Genomic DNA, 17,935 nt, shown 5'->3' with positions numbered 1-17,935 from the left:
CAGTTGCTGGTCGGCATTTGTGTATAAATTAAAAATATTTAATAACTTTACTTTATAAATAAGTACAAATGAGTTTATTAGAACAGGTGGAAGCAGCGTTGGACACGATTCGTCCGTATTTGCTTACAGATGGGGGGAATGTCTCGGTTGAGGAGATTACACCGGATAATGTGGTTAAGCTCAAATTGCTTGGCTCGTGCGAGTCGTGCCCAATGAGCATCATGACACTTAAGGCCGGCATTGAGGAGGCAATAAAAAAGGCGGTGCCTGAAATTACTGCTGTTGAGGCTATAAACCTTACAGACATTGATGACCCTAACGCAGTGTTGCCCGAAAACTTGAGGTAGTGTTAAGTTTTGTTAAATTGCCACACTATTTGCGGCAATAAATTATTTTTGTTGAACGTTTGAAACTTTTATTCTGAAAATCTGTAAAAGAGATAAACAGCATACCCCTAAAATGAAAAAACTAATTGGCCTTTTATTCTTTCTGTTTATAACAGCGGCAGCCATTGCGCAGCAGCAGGAAAGGCCTATAGTACAGTTTACCGGTATTGTGCACAACGCCGATAGCACCAGCGTAATTGTGCCTTATGTAAGTATAGTTAACACCACTAACCAAAGCCAGGTTTATGTTGCCAACTACAAAGGCTATTTCTCATTCCCGGCACATGAGCGCGACACCGTCCGGTTTTCGTGTGTGGGCTATGCATCCGAAACGGTAGTTATACCATCCAACGTAACCTCGAAAAGCTATACTGTACAAGTAGCACTCAAACCGCAAATTATTAACCTGCCGGTATTCAGAGTGTTCCCATGGGCCACTACCGAGGAGTTCAGGAAAGATTTTATATCGATGAAAATTGCCGATGACGATTTGGCCATCGCACAAAAAAACCTCAGTCGTTCCTCAATCCTTAGTCTGCAACGCACCCTGCCGCGCGACGGTTCAGAAATGAATGGTTTCCAGGATTTTCATAATAATGTAGTTAACTCGCACTCCATTACTAACCCGCTGCTAAACCCTTTCAACTGGGGAAGCCTGATCAAAGAAATTTCTGACGGGGATAAAGCCAGGGCGCCGAGCAATTAAGGCGCTCCGCTGTAGAGACGCAACACTTGCGTATCTACATAGAATTTTCGGATTAAAGACGCAAGTATTGCGTCTCTACTGTTGAACTGCTTTTATCACCCGAACAACAACCCAAAAACCTCCTCAATATTACTAACAACCTTTACATCAATTTTATAGCGCGACAGGTCCATTTTCTTTTTATCATTTCCCCCCTGCGGGATGTTGTATTTCGATATAAATATCTGCTCAAATCCCAGCTTCTGTGCTTCGGCGATGCGCTGCTCCACCCGGTTTACAGCACGGATTTCACCAGATAAGCCAATCTCACCGGCAAAGCAGGTTTTCGATGAGATAGGCATGTCCTCGTGCGAGGATATAATGGCAGCGGCAAGCCCCAAATCAATCGCCGGGTCTTCAACGCGAATGCCACCTGTTATATTTAAAAACACATCCTTGGCGCCCAGTTTAAAGCCGCAGCGTTTTTCCAACACGGCCAGCAGCATGCTCATCCGTTTGGTATCAAAGCCAGTTGCGGTACGTTGCGGTGTGCCATAAGGCGAATCGCTTACCAGGGCCTGCGTTTCAATTAACATAGGCCTCATGCCTTCCAATGTAGCTGATATGGTGATGCCACTTAACGGTTCATCCCGCTGCGACAGCAATATTTCCGACGGGTTAGATACTTCTCTCAGCCCCTCGCCAAGCATTTCATAAATCCCTAGTTCCGACGATGAGCCAAACCTGTTTTTTACAGTACGCAATATGCGGTACACATGGTGGCGGTCGCCCTCAAATTGCAAAACGGTATCAACCATATGCTCCAGTATCTTTGGGCCGGCTATCATGCCGTCTTTGGTAATATGGCCTATCAAAAACACAGGCGTGGAGCTTTCCTTGGCAAAGCGTAGCATCTCGGCAGTGCACTCCCGCACCTGTGATACACTCCCCGGCGTCGACTCGATATGCGCCGAATGCAAAGTCTGTATCGAATCAATTACCACCAGGTCCGGTTCCAGTTCTTCAATCTGCTTAAAGATATTCTGGGTTGATGTTTCGGTAAGGATATAGCAGGCCCCCCGGCCCCCTAAAGGGGGAGTGTTAATGGCTAACCCGGCAGTTTCCGCTCCCCCTTCAGGGGGCTGGGGGGCTATTGCCAACCGTTCAGCCCGCATTTTTATTTGCCGTTCGCTTTCCTCGCCTGATACATACAGCACCTTCAGGTTGGGCATATTTAAAGCCAGCTGCAGCATCAGGGTTGATTTCCCAATGCCCGGCTCGCCACCTATCAGCACCAATGATCCTGCTACTATGCCGCCGCCTAAAACGCGGTTAAATTCATTGTCGGGAGTTAACAGGCGGTCTTCTTCGTTAAAGGTAATATCGGCCACCTGTATGGGTTTATTGGCGCGCTGCTGGGTGGTGGAGTTACTTTTCCAATTGGGCACTGAGGTATTTGCCTTCTCGATAATTTCTTCGGCAAAAGTGTTCCATTGCGCGCACGACGGGCATTTGCCCAGCCATTTCGCTGCTTCGTAGCCACAACTCTGGCAGAAATATGCGATTTTTGATTTAGCCAATTTGATGTTGAATTTTCGAATACGAATTTACTAAAAATAATAGCAATTTCTAAAATAATCCGCTAATTTAACCACAGAGTGCGCAGAGGAAGCACAGAGAACACAGAGATTGAAAGGATAATGGTGTAAATGTTAATGTTTTTTTCTCTCAGTGCTCTCTGTGCATTCTTTGTATCTCTGCGGTTAAAAAAATCATTTCAGCACCAAATCAGCCTTCACCGGGTAATGGTCCGACAGCTTTTTCTGGATGATCAAATAATTATGGACATCAAACTGTGGACTTGTCATAATATAATCAATCTGATAGTTCGGGAAATCGCCATTATAGGTTCGTCCAAAGCCGGAGCCTGATTCGCGGAAAGCATTTTTTAAACCCTTGGCCATTTGGTTTACGGCGTATGATGCCGGGGTGTCGTTAAAGTCGCCGGAGATGATGTACGGATAAGGGCACTTTGCGGCGTGTTCCTTTATTTTCACCACCTGGTCGCTGCGTTTGATGAAAGCAAGCTTTAATTTGCTGCCCAGGCGCCGGGCCGATGAACCTTCGGTTTTACCCTTGTTGGCTATGCTATTGAGGTATTTATAATCTTCCGGGTCAAACCTTATGGATTGCAGGTGCAGGCTGTACACCCTGAATATCTTGTCGCCTTTTTTAACGTCGATATAAACGCATGAGTTTTCGCTCATTTTGCTGGCAAAAGGGATATTCCCATGTGCGACTATCGGAAATTTCGAAAATATAGCCAGTCCTAGGGCCTCCTGGCTGTTGGCCAATACCGGTTCAAAATAATACCAGGTGGTATTCATTATTTTTAATATCGAGTCGCGCATGTCATATTGCCCAACGTTGCGCGTATAAAACTCCTGGAAACCGATAACATCGGGATGATTTTCATTAATCATCTCCAAAATATCTCGCTTGGTTGAGATATCGTTGCCTGACCCATAGCGCTTAAAATTGTGCACGTTATAGGTCATCATGTGTACAACTGACGAATTGGGACCGGCCGAAAAGGAATCACTGAGGCGCAATTGAAGATTATTTGCCAATACATTATAGCCAATTGCTATGCAAATAATAGACACAAAAACATACCGGCTGCGGCGAATGGCCCAAAAAACCACGAACACAATATTACCTATCAGCAATAGCGGGTAAGCCAGGCCGAAAAAAGCAATGAGCCAGAAAGTTTTAGGATCTACAACCGGGGCGAGGTAGCTGAGCAGTAACGCAAAACAAAGGAGGCCGTTTAGCCAAAGGATGATCTTATCGATAAAGGATAGCTTTTTTTTAGCCTTCATTACTGCTTGCGCGAAATAATATCTCTTTTTCCTGCTTGCTGAGGCTGTCGTAGCCCGACTGGGAAATCTTGTCTAAGATAAGGTCTATTTCTTCTTGTCGCGGCTTCCCGGTTGATTTTCCGGAAGAATTTTTTGAAACCACCTTTAATTTAGGTTTCGCTTTAAAAATATTGGCAATGCCGGCAATCCAATCGTTGCCTTTTTGTAGTTGTTTAATATAGACAAACCCGATTAAAGCACCACCCATATGGGCAATTTCGCCACCTGCGTTGGGGCCTACTATGCCCAGAAAATCGATAAACAGAATAAACAAGGCTATCCATTTTAATTTAACTGGACCTATTAATATCAGCGAAATGGTGTAGTCTGGCAGTAATGTAGCCGTTGCAATAATTATTGCCATCACACTGGCTGATGCGCCAACCAGCGCAGCATCGCGACCCGCGAATACAGGCAACGCATTGTAGCATAAAACGAACAAAAACGCACCGGCAAGGCCGCCCATAAAGTATAACCCCAGCGTCCGTTGCTTGCCCAGGTATTCTTCAAATATCTGCCCGAACCAGTAAAGCCAAAGCATATTAAACAGGATGTGGAAGACCCCGGCATGCATGAACATATAGGTTACTGGCGTCCAAAAATGTGTAAGTAATGTTTGTAAGTTGGGAGATAGCAACAAGTACTCGTTACTATAAAAGCTTATTATCGCCGAGTTAAAAAAGAATCTGCCTAAGGTATCGGTAATGTTTACCAATAAATAGGCAATAATATTAATACCGATAAGCAGGTTCAATTTACTGCCCGAACGCAGCATTTTATGTTGTATGTTTTGCCAAAGGGTATTCATAGCTGTAAGTACTTATTAGCTGATAACTAATATTTTAAGAAAAAGTTGTTGGACTTTCCCGATTTTACAATTTGTAAAAAGTTGGGCTATTGTATTCGTCGTAAATTCCAGGCTTTTATCAATAAAAAGCCAAATATAGCTCCGCCAATGTGTGCAAAGTGGGCAACGTTGTCGCCGGCAAACTGGCCGAAACCAAGATATATTTCCAGCCCTATGTAAAAAATAATAAGATACTTTGCTTTAACCGGCACGGGTATAAACATCATCATCAACTCCATATTGGGGTAAAGCATAGCGAAGGCCACCAGAACACCAAAAACAGCTCCGGATGCACCTATAACAGGACCATAATATATCGCTTTTATTTGATCAGGAATTGAAGGATCCTCGATTGAAAAATGCGGCATTGTGAAGTTGCCGGTGAGGGAATGAACGGCTATCGCCTGTACAAGCATTTGTAATAAACCGGCGCCGATGCCACAAATAAGATAAAGGTTTAAGAACTTTTTGGGGCCCATAGAATATTCGAGAATTGGGCCGAAAGAAAATAAGGCAAACATATTAAAAAGAATATGCGTCCACCCACCGTGGAAAAACATGTAAGTAAATACTTGCCACACTTTGAACAGTGGCGAGTTAAAATAAAACTCACCTACATTTTTTACGACGAGATTATCATACATATCGTTGTTCATCACCACAAATGGTAAAAAACAAATCAAATTGATTATCAGCAGGTTTTTTACAACCGGTGTTAAATTGGCGAATGGTGATTGCCTGTATACGCTCATAAATTTTTATTATTCCCCGCAGGGCTATTTTTCAAATCGTTCTAAAAGTTCGTTCAGTGTAAATGTAGTAATTACCAGCTTACCATTTAGCGCAACATTTGGCATCTGGCAGGCAAACAGCTGGTCAATCAGTTCATTCATTTCTTCTAATGACATCTTAACGCCGGCTTTCGTTGCAGCATTGCGCGCTAAGCTGCGGGCCAGGTTGTCGCGTTTGTCAAGTTTTAAAATACTCTGGTTATTTTTAAAGCCCTCCAGCAGTTGCTCCAGTATTTCGTTTTCCGATGCATTGTTCAAATCGGCCGGCACGCCCTCAACCACCACCGTATTTTTACCAAACTCCCGGATGTCAAAACCCAGTGCACGAATATCGGGTAAAAGTTCTTTTAACAACTCAAAATCGCTGCTATTTAACGTAACCGACTCCGGGAACAAACTTTGCTGGCTTACTCCCGAGTGATTTTGCAGTTGCTGCAAAAAACGCTCGTACAATATACGCTCATGCGCCGCCTGTTGGTTGATCAGCATAAACCCCGATTTTATCTGCGACAAAATAAACCTGTTTTGCAACTGGAACAGTTGCCGCTCGCTTGCCTTGTTCAGTTCCTGTTCATCAACAGCTATGCTTTTCTCCTCGTAAACCTGTTGCTGTATATTAACATCCTTTTTGGTGATTTCGTACAGCGTATCCCAGTTTGATGGTATAGGCGAGCTACGGTAGTCGCTGGCGCTTTTATATACCGGTGCATCGTGCGCTACCTGCCGGTCGTTATTAAACGGGTTATAGTTAGGATTAAAACTGATGGTTGGCGGCACAATTTCTTCTATAGGTATCGGCGTTACCAAATGTTCAATGCTGTTTTCCTGGTCGAAATCAAGACTCGGCGTGATATTATACCTGCCCAATGAGCGTTTTACAGCCGACCGGATAATGGCGTAAATAGTTTGTTCGTCCTGGTATTTTATCTCCGTTTTTGTAGGATGAACGTTGATGTCAATTTTACTTGGGTCTATATCGATAAACAGCACATACAGCGGGAAGGTATCTTCGGGCAGCAGCTCTTTAAAGGCCATCAGCACCGCGTGGTTTAAATAAGCATCCTTTATAAAACGGTTGTTTACAAAAAAGAACTGCTCGCCGCGGGTACGTTTCGCATATTCGGGCTTGCCAACAAAGCCACGCAGGTTAATTACGCTGGTATCTTCTTCAACAGGCACCAGCCGTTCGTTATAATTATTGCCAAACAGGTGGATGATACGCTGCTTTAACGTGGTGCCCGGCAAATGATAAACTTCCTGCCCGTTATGGTGCAGGGTAAAAAATATCTCCGGGTGCGCCAACGCTACCCGCTGCAGCTCGTCGATGATATAACGCATCTCCACCGAATTGCTTTTTAAAAAGTTACGGCGCGCCGGGGTGTTGTAAAATAAATTTTTAATGGATATAGATGTGCCCGTATTGGCCGAACAGGCCTCCTGGCTCAAAACTTCCGAACCCTCAATGGTGATACAGGTACCCAGCTCATCCTCGTGGCGGCGGGTTTTCAACTCAACCTGGGCAATTGCCGCTATCGATGCCATAGCCTCGCCCCTGAAACCCATGGTGCGGATGGCAAAAAGATCTTCAGCCTTGCGTATTTTCGAGGTGGCGTGGCGTTCAAAACACATGCGCGCATCGGTAACGCTCATACCGGCGCCGTTATCAATCACCTGGATCAACGATTTGCCTGCATCCTTAACAATCAGCTGTATTTTATCGGCCCCTGCGTCTATCGAGTTCTCTATAAGCTCTTTTACGGCAGATGCCGGCCTTTGTACCACTTCGCCTGCGGCTATTTGGTTGGCAACGGAATCTGGTAAAAGCTGTATAATGTCTGGCATTTTGTAATAATTCCCTTCAGTTCGTTTTCGCTGCTAAATTAAATATTTGACGGGATAGTTTGGGGGTTGATAATAGGATAGTTTTTCGACGCCGTTGTTGGTGTTGTCACCAACAACCGATGATGTTTGTGTTTTGCAGGATGCTGCAGAACAGTGCGCCTGCTTTTTGCACATCAGGATGTCCCTCCACTTTTTGGGCATAAGACTAACAAAGGCGCAAGGGCAATAAAAACTGTTCCTGTTCACACTGAAACATAAGGAACAGGGTGGAACAGTAAAAAGTCACCCTGGGTGACTAAAAAGCTTGTTTCTTCGATAATAACGCACTTTTTAATCTTTTCTGATACGCAAAAATGCGAAAAGTACTGACAAATTAGTGTCAGTAATTTTCGTTGTCGTTACGCTTATTACCGCCAATAATCCGTTGATGTTTGTATTTTCCCGGATGCCCCGGAGCTGTCTGCCGGCTTTTTGTACACAACCTGTTCCCCGCTTTTTGGTCACAAACTAACAAGGGCAGCGCGCTTCTTAATATGCCAAAATCACCTTTTGCTAAAATATTTTCAAAAAAATAAAGGTATCGCTTGTTTCGTACGAAATTATTCCTACGTTTGTGTTATGAATTCAGAACAGGAAAAAAACAGCCGCAAATTCGACCCTACAAAATCAGAACTGGAGATACTGCAGGTGCTTTGGGAGCACGGTCCGTCTACGGTTCGTTTTGTAAACGATAAGCTGAACGAGCAAAGGGATGTTAACTACACCTCAACCCTAAAGCTGATGCAAATTATGGTTGATAAGGAAATATTAAAACGCGACGAGAGCCAGATGAAGCATGTATACATTGTTGTTGAGGAAGAACAAAAAACAAAAAATCACCTGCTGAATAAGTTTGTAGATACCATGTACAAAGGTTCGTCAAGCAGCCTGGTGATGCAGATACTGGGCAATAATACGCCTTCGAAAGAAGATATAAAAGCGATAAAAGACCTGCTTAATAAATTAGATAAAGAATAATAACCCGATAATAAACCAACAGTATGGAACTTTCAGCAACAGGCAGCTTACTAAGCAGCCAGCTTATTAAAGCTTTGGGCAATACATTAATGCATTCGTTATGGCAGGGCGTATTGCTTGCTGTTGTGGGAGGCCTGGTTGTGGTTTTTACCAAAAGACAAAGCGCGGCAGTAAGATATAACCTGCTTATTGCCGCCATGCTGTTGTTTGCCTGTGGCACCGTGGTTACCTTTTTAGGGCAGCTGCAGTTGACAGAAGCCCGGCACACGGTTATTGTAAACACGGGTAATGCGGCAGCGGCCAATGTGGCGGTTATACAGCAGGAAAGCAATGCTTCCCCTGTCTACAAAGCGAAACAAAGCGTCGGCAGTATCCTGGTAGGTTATTTAAATGAGCACAGCAATACCATTGTATTAATATGGTTTTTAATTATCTGTGCCAAAAGTATTAAGCTGGCAGCCGGCGTTTACGAAGTTTACCAGCTTAAAAACACCAAAATAAAGGCGCTGGATAAATATTGGAACGACAGGCTGCGCCAGTTATCCGCTCATCTCAAAATAAAACAGGTTATCGGCATAGTGGAATCGGGCATTGCAAAGGTACCCATGGTGATAGGGCATTTTAAGCCACTAATATTGATTCCCGTAGGATTTATAAACGCACTATCAACCGACGAAGTAGAAGCCATACTGGTACACGAACTGGCGCATATCCGCCGCCGCGACTACCTGGTGAACCTGCTGCAAAGTTTTATGGAGATCGTGTTCTTTTTTAACCCAGCCGTGCTTTGGATATCACAGCTAATTAAAGCCGAGCGCGAAAACTGCTGCGACGATATTGCCCTTGAACAGGCCAGCAGCAAATACGGCTATATACAGGCGTTGTTAAGCTGCCAGGAATACCAGGCACCAGGCTTAAGCATGGCGCTGGCCAATAACAAAAGCAATTTATTAAACCGTGTTAAACGCATGGTAAACAATCATAACCAATCATTAAATATCATGGAAAAAACGCTGCTCACCATTTGTTTGGTGGCCGCCGGATTTTGCACAGTTGCATTTTCGGCCAATAAAGAAAATAAAAACACCCCGGTAAAGGTATCAGTTGCGAAACATCAGCAAACCAAAGAACATACCACCACGGTAGATCCTAAGGTCCTTTACTATTTTAAAAAGGACAACAAAATCTATAAGTTCAATAAAACCGGTTCAAAAATCAGCGACCTTAAGGTAAATGGCAAAACAGTGCCGAACAGCCAGGTGGGTAAATACGCACCGCAAATTGATGCCCTTTTAAAGCAAAACGAACAAACAAAACAAGCCGAAGCCGGCGAGGCACCGGTAGCGGCAAAGGACACCATGAATGGCAAGATTAAGATATACAAGCCGGGCGAAGTTGGTGATGGTACTGTCATGATGCTGCATCAAAGTAAAAACGGTAAAGCTAAAGCAACCTATCTTTTTAAAAAGGACGGCACACTGTACCAGGTTTTTATGGACCGCAAAATGGTAGAATCATTTTATGTTAACGGTGAGCCAAAGCCGGTGAGCGAAAACCGTGAGAAAATTGATGAGTTGCTTGATGAATATGCAGATATAACCCAACCTGTGCCGCCTATGGCCCCAATGATGGCAATGACCCCGATGCCCGCCATGGCCCCTGTTGCAGCAATATCAATGAAACCAATGCCACCTATGCCCGTTAAGCCTATGACACCCATGGTCCCGATGAAGCCAATGGCTATGGCATCGATGCAATCAATGACCCCGATGCCGGCAATGCCGCCAATGGCAGCTATGGCCCCAACGCCACCCATCCCGCCGCTCAAACCAGATGGAAGGATGAAAGAGGCCGCCGACATCCTCATAAAAAAGGGGATAATAAAAGATAGAAAAGACTTCGAAATGTCGTTAAGCAATAAAAGATTAACCGTTGATGGTCTGTTACAGCCCGAAGAGCTTCACCAGCAGCTACTAAGGATATTTGTAAAAAAATCAGGCGACAAAGTGAACTGGAATTACAGCAGGCATGAATCGTCAGAATCCAGCGACGAAACAACCGACAAGTAGGGCTGTCTTTTTAAACAAGGGTGTTCAAAAGATAAAAAAGCTTGTCATTCTGAACGTAGTGAAGAATCTTATACAATTGATACGTATACGCTAAAAAAGTGATGCGCATACCTTCAAGCGCAAAAATCGCTAGAATAAGATTCTTCACTACGTTCAGAATGACAAAAAAGGAGTGCCTGCGAAACCCCAAACTACTTATTTAACCTGCATTGCATAGGTTTTCAACCCGATTATTCCCACCATTATCAGCATCAAAAAAAACACTTCGATCCACGAAGTGCGCTGATTAAAAAATGTGGTTTCGGCAATTTTAATCAATAAAAGGGTAACGGCTGTCCACACGGCAAAGGCGGTAGCTGTTGAAATTTGTTTTATCGCCATCGAAAACAGGTAGATGTTGGCCAGACCAAAAACAAGATAGCCAACAAAAGGACTAATCACGGAGCCGCCACCGTGCCAGCGGTATAAATTGGCGAACCGTAACGCTTTAAGGTCGCTGAATTTCATCAGCTTCAGGCAAAATGTCCACGCCGTTTCACAAAGCGCAGCTAGTAATAAGTAGATCCAGGCCACCAGGTTTATATTTACTTGTTATTCGATATTAAATTTTCGCGTTCATTATTTTCAATCAACACAGGCTCCGGGCTACGTTTGTGCATCCTGACAACAATGGCGTTTTTATTCAGCCGCAAAAGTTTCTTAATTATGATGATAATGGCTGGCCTTGATTTGTAATAGCGCCGAAACCATTTATATTTTAGCAGGCCCTTTTCGTCAAAACGTTTTACTGAAAAAGCGTGCTGTAAAAAATAATCTTTCGGATAGTCGTAATAGAGTCCCCAGTTTTCGGGCTGGTTACCGGGTTTAAACCCAGGGTCGTAAACCGTGCCAAAAAGATAATCCCAAATAGCAAACTTGGTTGAGAAGTTAGCATGGAAAACCTCGCGGTAATTGGCATGGTGCCACAAATGCAGCTCCGGCGAGTTAAAAATATATTTCAGCCTGCCCAGCTTAACGTTAATATTTGCATGGATAAACATACCGAACATAGCATCGAGCATAGCCTTTATAGGGATAACTTCCGGGTGGGCGCCCAGGATAACAATTGGTGCAAATTCAATGGTCTGGTTAATAATAATCTCAACTGCGTGCGAACGCGAGCCCGCTAAAAAATCAACTTCCTTACCCGAATGATGCGCCTCGTGCGTGCGCCAAAGCAGTTTGCTGGCATGTTGCAGCCGGTGGAAGAGATAGATATACAGATCATGGGTAATCAAAAAGAACAGCACCTGTTCGGCTATGCTCCAGCTTTTAAAAAACGCAAAGCCCTGCCAGGCAATACTGTGCTGCAGTGGTGCAATGATAAAATCAAATATTAAAATTTTAAGCACATAGCTTTGGATAAGCGTGTACCAAACCAAATCCACCCAAAAACCCTCCCTAAAAAAGGGCAAGCCTTTTCGGTAGGGCGATATACGTTCCCATGCTATGATTAAAATAACCCAGCAGATGAGGATGGTGGTTGTTGTTTGAATTAATGTCATTTTCTATTGCCGATACATACAATAATGCACAGAGCACTCACCAATTCGTCATTGCGAGGAACGAAGCAACCTCTACGCATGCAAATCAATAAAGCAAAATGTACAAGGTGAACGGACAGCCGGATTACAGGTTCGCACGGACATTAAGGTCCTTGAATGTCCTATGTAGAGGTTGCTTCGTTCCTCGCAATGACGCGCGGTTTTGTATTGGCGCTGGTTGACGAATAATAAATGTTATGCTAATGATTTATCCCTATACTCTTCCCCAATATTAACCCTCAACCTTTTCATCGGCCCAAGTTCAGATTCATAAACTTTTTTTACACCATCCCCGGTGGCAGTTTCCACATCATGAATATCGCGTACCAGGCGCTGGAAGCCTTGTGGCTCTACGGATGCGGCATGGTCAGAACCCCACATGGCCCTGTCGAGGGTAAAATGGCGCTCTACGAATGTTGCACCTAATGATACCGCTGCTACGGTAGTAGCAAGGCCGGTTTCGTGACCCGAATAGCCTATTGGGAGGCCAGGGTATTTATCACCAAGCGTCTGTATCATTTTGAGGTTCAGCTCTTCGGGTTTGCATGGGTATGCCGATGTTGAATGAGCAACCAGCAAAGGGTAATTTTCATCAAATGCCCTTACCAGGTTTACGGCATCTTCAATTTCTTTGTAGGTCGACATGCCTGTTGATAGCATCAAAGGTTTACCTGTTAACAATATCCGGTTTATCAGCGGAAAATCGGTTAACGAGGCCGAGGCCAGCTTATACAAAGGGGTATCAAAACGTTCCATAAAATCAACCGCCTCAACATCCCAGGTTGATACAAACCAGTCAATCCCCTGCTTTTTACAATATTGATCGATGGTTGCATATTCGGCAATGCCAAATTCAGTTTTACGTTTGTAATCGATGTAAGTAATCCGGCCCCATGGCGTATCGCGCATAATATCCCATTGATCCTTTGGCACGCAAATCTCGGGGGTCCTTTTCTGGAATTTTACAGCGCTGGCTTTGGCGGCAACCGCTTCATCAATCAGCTGTTTGGCAATTTCGAGCGAACCGTTGTGATTGATACCAATCTCGGCGATTATATAGCAGGGTTCTCCTTTCCCTATTTTCTTACCGGTATTTAGTTCAATTACGCTGTTGGCAGAAGAAGCTGCTTTTGCCGAAGTTTGATGCGACGCGATAATCATCTCAGCAAATTCCCTGAAGCATCCCTGTCCGCCTTTTGCCTCACATATTATGCCGGCAACTTCTTTTATAAAAGATATGGCATCAGCCGGGCAAGCGGTAACGCCGGCAAGCTTCATCACCTCCAAATCATTGGTATCGTCGCCTATGTAGGCTATTTCTTCAGGTTGCAGTTCCAGTCGGGCTAAAATTTCTTTAAATGCCGCAGGTTTGTCTTTCACCCCTAAGTGCAGCTCTGCTATTTTTAGTTTTTCGGCACGTTTAATCAGTGAGGGAGAAAGTTCGCCGGTAATAATGCCGGTTGTTACACCCGCAAAATTGCGCAGCCTTTCAACACCCATCCCGTCACGGATATCGAATTTCTTGAACTCTTCGCCGGTCTCGCCGTAATACACACCGCCATCGGTTAATACGCCGTCACAATCTGTAAGGAGTAATTTAATGCGTGAAAGTTTTTCGTTTAACATATCAATCAATATTTAAGGGTTCTGTTTAAAATGTTCTCCCCGCCTCACCTAAATCCTCTCCAAAGGAGAGGACTATAAGAAAAGAACGCCTCCCTCTCTTTTGGAGAGGACCGGGGTGAAGCGTTAAATAGCGGTCCATCCGCCATCAACTACCAGGTTTGCACCGGTCATATATGCCGAGGCCTCGCTGGCCAAAAAAACCAACGCGCCCTGGTAATCAGTTGCTGTTGCCATTCGGCCCAATAATGTTTTGGCCGAATAGCTTTGTATAAAAAATTCGTTTTGTGCATTCTCAACCCCGCCCGGCGAAAGCGTGTTTACCCGCACGCCTTTGTTACCCCAGTAAGCGGCCAGGTAGCGAGTAAAGTTTATTACCGCGCCCTTGGTAACCGGGTAAACCGGCGACTTATAAAAGGTTTGTTCGCCGCATTCGTTGCGGTAGATAGATTGGTCGGGGCCAACCATGCCATAGGTAGAAGCTATGTTGATAATGCTGCCGCTGTTTTGGTCGGCCATTACGGTACCGAATACCTGCGATGCCAGGAAAACGCCCGTGATATTCACGTCGAGCGATTTTTTAAACGCATCCAGCGGGTAGTTTTCAAATGCCGAGAGATCTTTAGCTAGGCCGGGATTCTCGAACATGTCGTTTATCGCGGCGTTGTTCACCAATACGTCAATCGACCCATAGCGGGTTAGTATTTTATCACGGGCAATTTTTAAGGAACGTTCGTTGGTAACGTCAATCCCAAGGCCACCGTGCTGTTCGCCGAGCGTTTCGGCAAAGGCTTCCGCGCCGTTTTCATCCAGATCGGCAACTACTACATTTGCGCCGACTAATGCCAGGGCCTCGCAGTGTTTTTTACCAAGCAGGCCAAGCGCGCCCGTTACAATTGCAGTTTTATCTTTTAGTGAGAAAAGGTTGTTCATTAGTTCACTTGCTCATTAGTTCATTAGTATCTTTTCGTTATTAAAGGTTGCTATGCCCACCAATGAACTATTGAACCAATGAACTAATGATTTTCTTTGGTTTGATATTGTAATTGCTCACCTTGCGGAAAACAGCCTCCAGCACATCGCCTTTTAGGTACTGTTTAACGTTGCCGCTTTGTATAGCCTCTTTCATTATTGGCATTACATCGCGATAGGCTGAAAGGGTGTAGGCTATGTCCTCATCGCTATGGCTATAGCACATGTTATGGAAGCCGGCCCATAATACGCCGCGCTTTATCATCTCCTGCTGCATCAGGGTTTTTACCTCAAGGGCATTGCCTGCTTCGGGGGTAAATGTCACCATTGAACGGCAGTTGTAGCCTATACAGCGCGTGTAGATATCCGTGCCCATTTCAATGGCGAGGGTGTTGTAGCCGTCTTTCAGCAGCGCGCCTTTTTCGTCAAGATACTGTGGTACATTTTTATCTCGCAGTTCATTTATGGTAGCAATACAGGCAGCCAGCGACAGCGCCTCGCCGCCAAAGGTGGTGTAGCTAAACACCTCCGAGTTGAACAACTCCATTACATCGGCGCGACCCGTAAGCAGTGCTATCGGCATGCCGTTGGCGCAGGCTTTTGAGTACACGGCAAGGTCGGCCTTCACATCAAAATATTCCTGTGCACCGCCTATGGCAATGCGGAAACCGGTCCACATTTCATCAAAAATTAACAGCGTTCCGTTGGCTTTGCATACTTCGGCCAGTTCTTTCAAAAAGCCTGGTTTAGGCGCTTCAAAAATAAACGGCTCCAAAATCAGCGCGGCAACGGTTTCATCCAACGCAGCTTTTATGGCTTCAATGTCGTTATACTCGAAGGTATACGTCATGTTTTGGATAGCCTCAGGGATACCGGCATTACGGCTGGTAATACCGATATACCAATCGTGCCAGCCGTGGTAGCCACAGCAAAATATTTTGTCGCGACCGGTAAAGGCGCGGGCAACGCGAATGGCTGCGGAACATACATCTGCCCCGGTCTTCGATATTTTTACCGCCTCGGCATTGGGTATAACTTCCTGTATCAACTCCGAAAGCTCAACCTCCAGCGGGTGCATCAGCGAAAAGGTGATACCATCAGCCAGTTGCTTTTTTATCGCCTCATCAACTGCGGGATAAGCGTAACCCAGTGAAATAGGGCCTATTGCCGAATTGAAGTCGATATACTCGTTACCATCAACATCCCATACGTGCGAACCCTGCCCGCGTTTAATGTACTTGGGGGCAACACCATTAGTAAACTGGCCCGGGCCTTTTGCCAGGGTTTGCGTAACCGGCTTCTGCACCTTTAAGGCGCGTTCGTAAAGGCTGTTTGATTGAGTTATTTCGGGGTAATCGGGGTTAAATTTTACAGTGTTTGGCATAATCAATTTTTTTATTCTGAAAATTCAGGAACGGCCATTTTAGGCTGAGTGAAAAAAGTTTTGTAACCCAATATTCTTTCGGCGACTTGCTTCCCGGTGAAACCTTCGTGCTGCAGCACATTTGGCAACAGCGATGGCTTAAACCATCGTTCATTCAATGCAATTGGCAATACATTGGCGGTAAGCCCATGCTTAAGCAGCACGGTGGCGACTATACTGTAAAGGCCGCCTGTTTGAAAATGGTCTTCCAGCGTTATGGTGAGGCGGCTTTCGCGCGTGGCTTCCAGTATGGCGCGTTCGTCAACCGGCTTTAGGCTGCGCATGTTTATAAGGCCTACGCTCAACCCTTCGCTTTTTAAAACTTCGGCCGCTATCAATGCCTGTTCAAACAACAGCCCATAGGTTAATATGGTAACATCTTCACCAATAGAAACAACTTCTGCTTTTCCCCACTCAAAAGGTGCGTGCGCGTAATCGGTTTTCCGGGTGTTGATGCGTACGTATGAAGGATTGGGGTGCTTCCATACCTGCGGCAGCATTTTTACCAGGTCGTCCTCATCTGCCGGCGCAAAAACCGTCATGTTTGGGATGCCGCACATCAGGGCGATGTCTTCAAGCGCCTGGTGCGTCGGGCCGTTTCCGTCCGACAAAAACCCAGGTATAAAGCTGCTCAGCTTAACCGGCAGTTTGGGGATGCCCGCATCTGTACGGATAAACTCAAATGCCCGCATAGATAAAAAGGATGCAAGCGCGTGCACAACCGGTATACGGCCGCGCAGCGCAAGACCGGCGGCCGCGCCGATCATGGTTTGTTCGGTTATGCCGGTGTCGATAAACCTGTTTCCTAATTTGGCTGGTATATTGCGCACTAAAGCCCTGTTTTCGGCCGTCATCACTATAAAGCGATCGTCGTTCAGGGCGGTTTCGGTTAATAATTCTTCGTAAGTCATGGTTACCTCACTACTAAAGTTTCTGATGTTAATTGTGTGGTGTGCTCGCCGTGCAGTTCTTTCAGCAGGCTGTCAACTTCTTCGGCGTTAAAATTGCAGAACCACCTGTCGGCGCGGCGCTCAATGCTGGGCAGGCCTTTGCCCCTAACCGTGTCAGCTATTACCACGTTAACCTTGCCGGCTTCAAATGGGCACGCGGAAAATGCCTCGTGCAGGGCCTCAAAGTCGTGGCCGTTTATGCGTTTTACTGCGGCGCCAAATGCCGTAAATTTATCGTGCAGCGGCTCCAGCGGGATCAAATCCTCCGTTGCCATATTGGCCTGGAAATGGTTGCGGTCAATCACGAAGATCAAATTGTCAAGCTTATAGGCGTTGGCCACCAGGGCAGCCTCCCAGCAGGTACCTTCATTCAGTTCGCCATCGCCCATAATACAAACCACCCTGTTACTGCCGCCACGTATTTTAATATCCATGGCCACTCCAATTGCCACCGACGGCAAATGCCCCAGTGAGCCGGAATGAAACTCGATACCCGGTATTTTTGTATTGGGGTGCCAGTAAATATTATCGTTAAGGCTTAAATGATTTTGAAGGCGCTCTTTTTCCAGCAAGCCCAATTCGGCGAATGTGCCGTAGAGTGCTGGTACGTCATGGCCCTTTGACAGGAACAGGTAATCGCGGTTTGGATCGTTTAAGTTTCCTGCGTTTACATTTAAAAACTCCGAATACAGGTAAACTATCAAATCGGCAGCCGACAGTGAGGCGCCAACAAAGCAGCCCCCATCGGTCGACATTTTTATAATATGTTCGCGTACGTTTAAAGCTGTTGCTTCAAGCCGGTTTATTTGTGTTTGGTGCATTATTA

Annotated in this window: 16 protein-coding genes; 4 read left to right on the top strand and 12 right to left on the bottom strand. The window is 45.3% G+C overall.

Features of this window, described 5'->3' with window-relative positions; genetic code table 11:
* Positions 1 to 68 precede the first annotated feature (68 nt).
* Together NAF19_RS18750 and NAF19_RS18745 are read left to right on the top strand one after the other, a co-directional pair.
* Positions 69 to 347, top strand: a complete 279-nt coding sequence (locus NAF19_RS18750) for a NifU family protein (RefSeq protein ID WP_252791863.1) — start codon at positions 69 to 71, stop codon at positions 345 to 347.
* Between the two features lie 112 nt (positions 348 to 459).
* Complete coding sequence (locus tag NAF19_RS18745; RefSeq protein WP_252791862.1) at positions 460 to 1,092, top strand: peptidase associated/transthyretin-like domain-containing protein; 633 nt, start codon at positions 460 to 462, stop codon at positions 1,090 to 1,092.
* Positions 1,093 to 1,187: 95 nt separating this feature from the next.
* On the opposite strand, the gene radA is transcribed toward NAF19_RS18745, so the two are convergent.
* The 5 genes from radA to mutL all read right to left on the bottom strand — a co-directional run bounded on the left by radA (position 1,188) and on the right by mutL (position 7,472).
* Positions 1,188 to 2,651 carry a DNA repair protein RadA gene (radA, locus tag NAF19_RS18740; protein WP_252791861.1) on the bottom strand — a complete coding sequence of 488 codons (1,464 nt, stop codon included), beginning with the start codon at positions 2,649 to 2,651 and terminating at the stop codon, positions 1,188 to 1,190.
* Between the two features lie 192 nt (positions 2,652 to 2,843).
* Entirely contained in the window at positions 2,844 to 3,953 is a 1,110-nt protein-coding gene (locus NAF19_RS18735) for an endonuclease/exonuclease/phosphatase family protein (protein WP_252791860.1), read from the bottom strand.
* Positions 3,943 to 4,800 carry a rhomboid family protein gene (locus NAF19_RS18730; protein ID WP_252791859.1) on the bottom strand — a complete coding sequence of 286 codons (858 nt, stop codon included), beginning with the start codon at positions 4,798 to 4,800 and terminating at the stop codon, positions 3,943 to 3,945. Before NAF19_RS18730 ends, NAF19_RS18735 begins: the two co-directional genes overlap by 11 nt.
* Positions 4,801 to 4,886: 86 nt before the next feature.
* Entirely contained in the window at positions 4,887 to 5,591 is a 705-nt protein-coding gene (locus NAF19_RS18725; RefSeq protein ID WP_252791858.1) for a rhomboid family intramembrane serine protease, read from the bottom strand.
* Between the two features lie 24 nt (positions 5,592 to 5,615).
* Positions 5,616 to 7,472, bottom strand: a complete 1,857-nt coding sequence (gene mutL, locus NAF19_RS18720) for a DNA mismatch repair endonuclease MutL (protein WP_252791857.1) — start codon at positions 7,470 to 7,472, stop codon at positions 5,616 to 5,618.
* Between the two features lie 618 nt (positions 7,473 to 8,090).
* On the opposite strand from mutL, the gene NAF19_RS18715 reads away from it, so the two are divergent.
* Together NAF19_RS18715 and NAF19_RS18710 are read left to right on the top strand one after the other, a co-directional pair.
* On the top strand, positions 8,091 to 8,489 hold the full coding sequence (locus tag NAF19_RS18715) for a BlaI/MecI/CopY family transcriptional regulator (protein WP_252791856.1): 399 nt from the start codon (positions 8,091 to 8,093) through the stop codon (positions 8,487 to 8,489).
* 23 nt (positions 8,490 to 8,512) lie between these two features.
* Positions 8,513 to 10,558, top strand: a complete 2,046-nt coding sequence (locus NAF19_RS18710; protein ID WP_252791855.1) for a M56 family metallopeptidase — start codon at positions 8,513 to 8,515, stop codon at positions 10,556 to 10,558.
* 195 nt (positions 10,559 to 10,753) lie between these two features.
* On the opposite strand, the gene NAF19_RS18705 is transcribed toward NAF19_RS18710, so the two are convergent.
* The 7 genes from NAF19_RS18705 to NAF19_RS18675 all read right to left on the bottom strand — a co-directional run bounded on the left by NAF19_RS18705 (position 10,754) and on the right by NAF19_RS18675 (position 17,930).
* The gene (locus NAF19_RS18705; RefSeq protein WP_252791854.1) at positions 10,754 to 11,131 is read right to left on the bottom strand and encodes a DMT family transporter; all 378 of its coding nucleotides are present in this window, start codon (positions 11,129 to 11,131) and stop codon (positions 10,754 to 10,756) included.
* Positions 11,132 to 11,142: 11 nt separating this feature from the next.
* Positions 11,143 to 12,102: a sterol desaturase family protein gene (locus NAF19_RS18700; protein WP_252791853.1), complete on the bottom strand. Its 960-nt coding sequence runs from the start codon at positions 12,100 to 12,102 to the stop codon at positions 11,143 to 11,145.
* Between the two features lie 234 nt (positions 12,103 to 12,336).
* Positions 12,337 to 13,767 (bottom strand): N-acetylneuraminate synthase family protein, encoded by a 1,431-nt coding sequence (locus NAF19_RS18695; RefSeq protein WP_252791852.1) that lies wholly within the window; start codon positions 13,765 to 13,767, stop codon positions 12,337 to 12,339.
* A 123-nt stretch (positions 13,768 to 13,890) separates the two neighbouring features.
* Complete coding sequence (locus NAF19_RS18690; RefSeq protein WP_252791851.1) at positions 13,891 to 14,697, bottom strand: SDR family oxidoreductase; 807 nt, start codon at positions 14,695 to 14,697, stop codon at positions 13,891 to 13,893.
* Between the two features lie 67 nt (positions 14,698 to 14,764).
* The gene (locus tag NAF19_RS18685; RefSeq protein WP_252791850.1) at positions 14,765 to 16,120 is read right to left on the bottom strand and encodes an aminotransferase class III-fold pyridoxal phosphate-dependent enzyme; all 1,356 of its coding nucleotides are present in this window, start codon (positions 16,118 to 16,120) and stop codon (positions 14,765 to 14,767) included.
* Positions 16,121 to 16,131: 11 nt separating this feature from the next.
* Positions 16,132 to 17,070 carry a transketolase family protein gene (locus NAF19_RS18680; RefSeq protein WP_252791849.1) on the bottom strand — a complete coding sequence of 313 codons (939 nt, stop codon included), beginning with the start codon at positions 17,068 to 17,070 and terminating at the stop codon, positions 16,132 to 16,134.
* 2 nt (positions 17,071 to 17,072) lie between these two features.
* Positions 17,073 to 17,930 (bottom strand): transketolase, encoded by an 858-nt coding sequence (locus NAF19_RS18675; protein ID WP_252791848.1) that lies wholly within the window; start codon positions 17,928 to 17,930, stop codon positions 17,073 to 17,075.
* Positions 17,931 to 17,935 lie beyond the last annotated feature (5 nt).

Origin of the sequence: Mucilaginibacter flavidus, assembly GCF_024055575.1 — a bacterium.
Taxonomy (GTDB): domain Bacteria; phylum Bacteroidota; class Bacteroidia; order Sphingobacteriales; family Sphingobacteriaceae; genus Mucilaginibacter; species Mucilaginibacter flavidus.
Note: the sequence above shows the minus strand (reverse complement) of the source record. Positions and strands in the feature narration are given on the sequence as shown.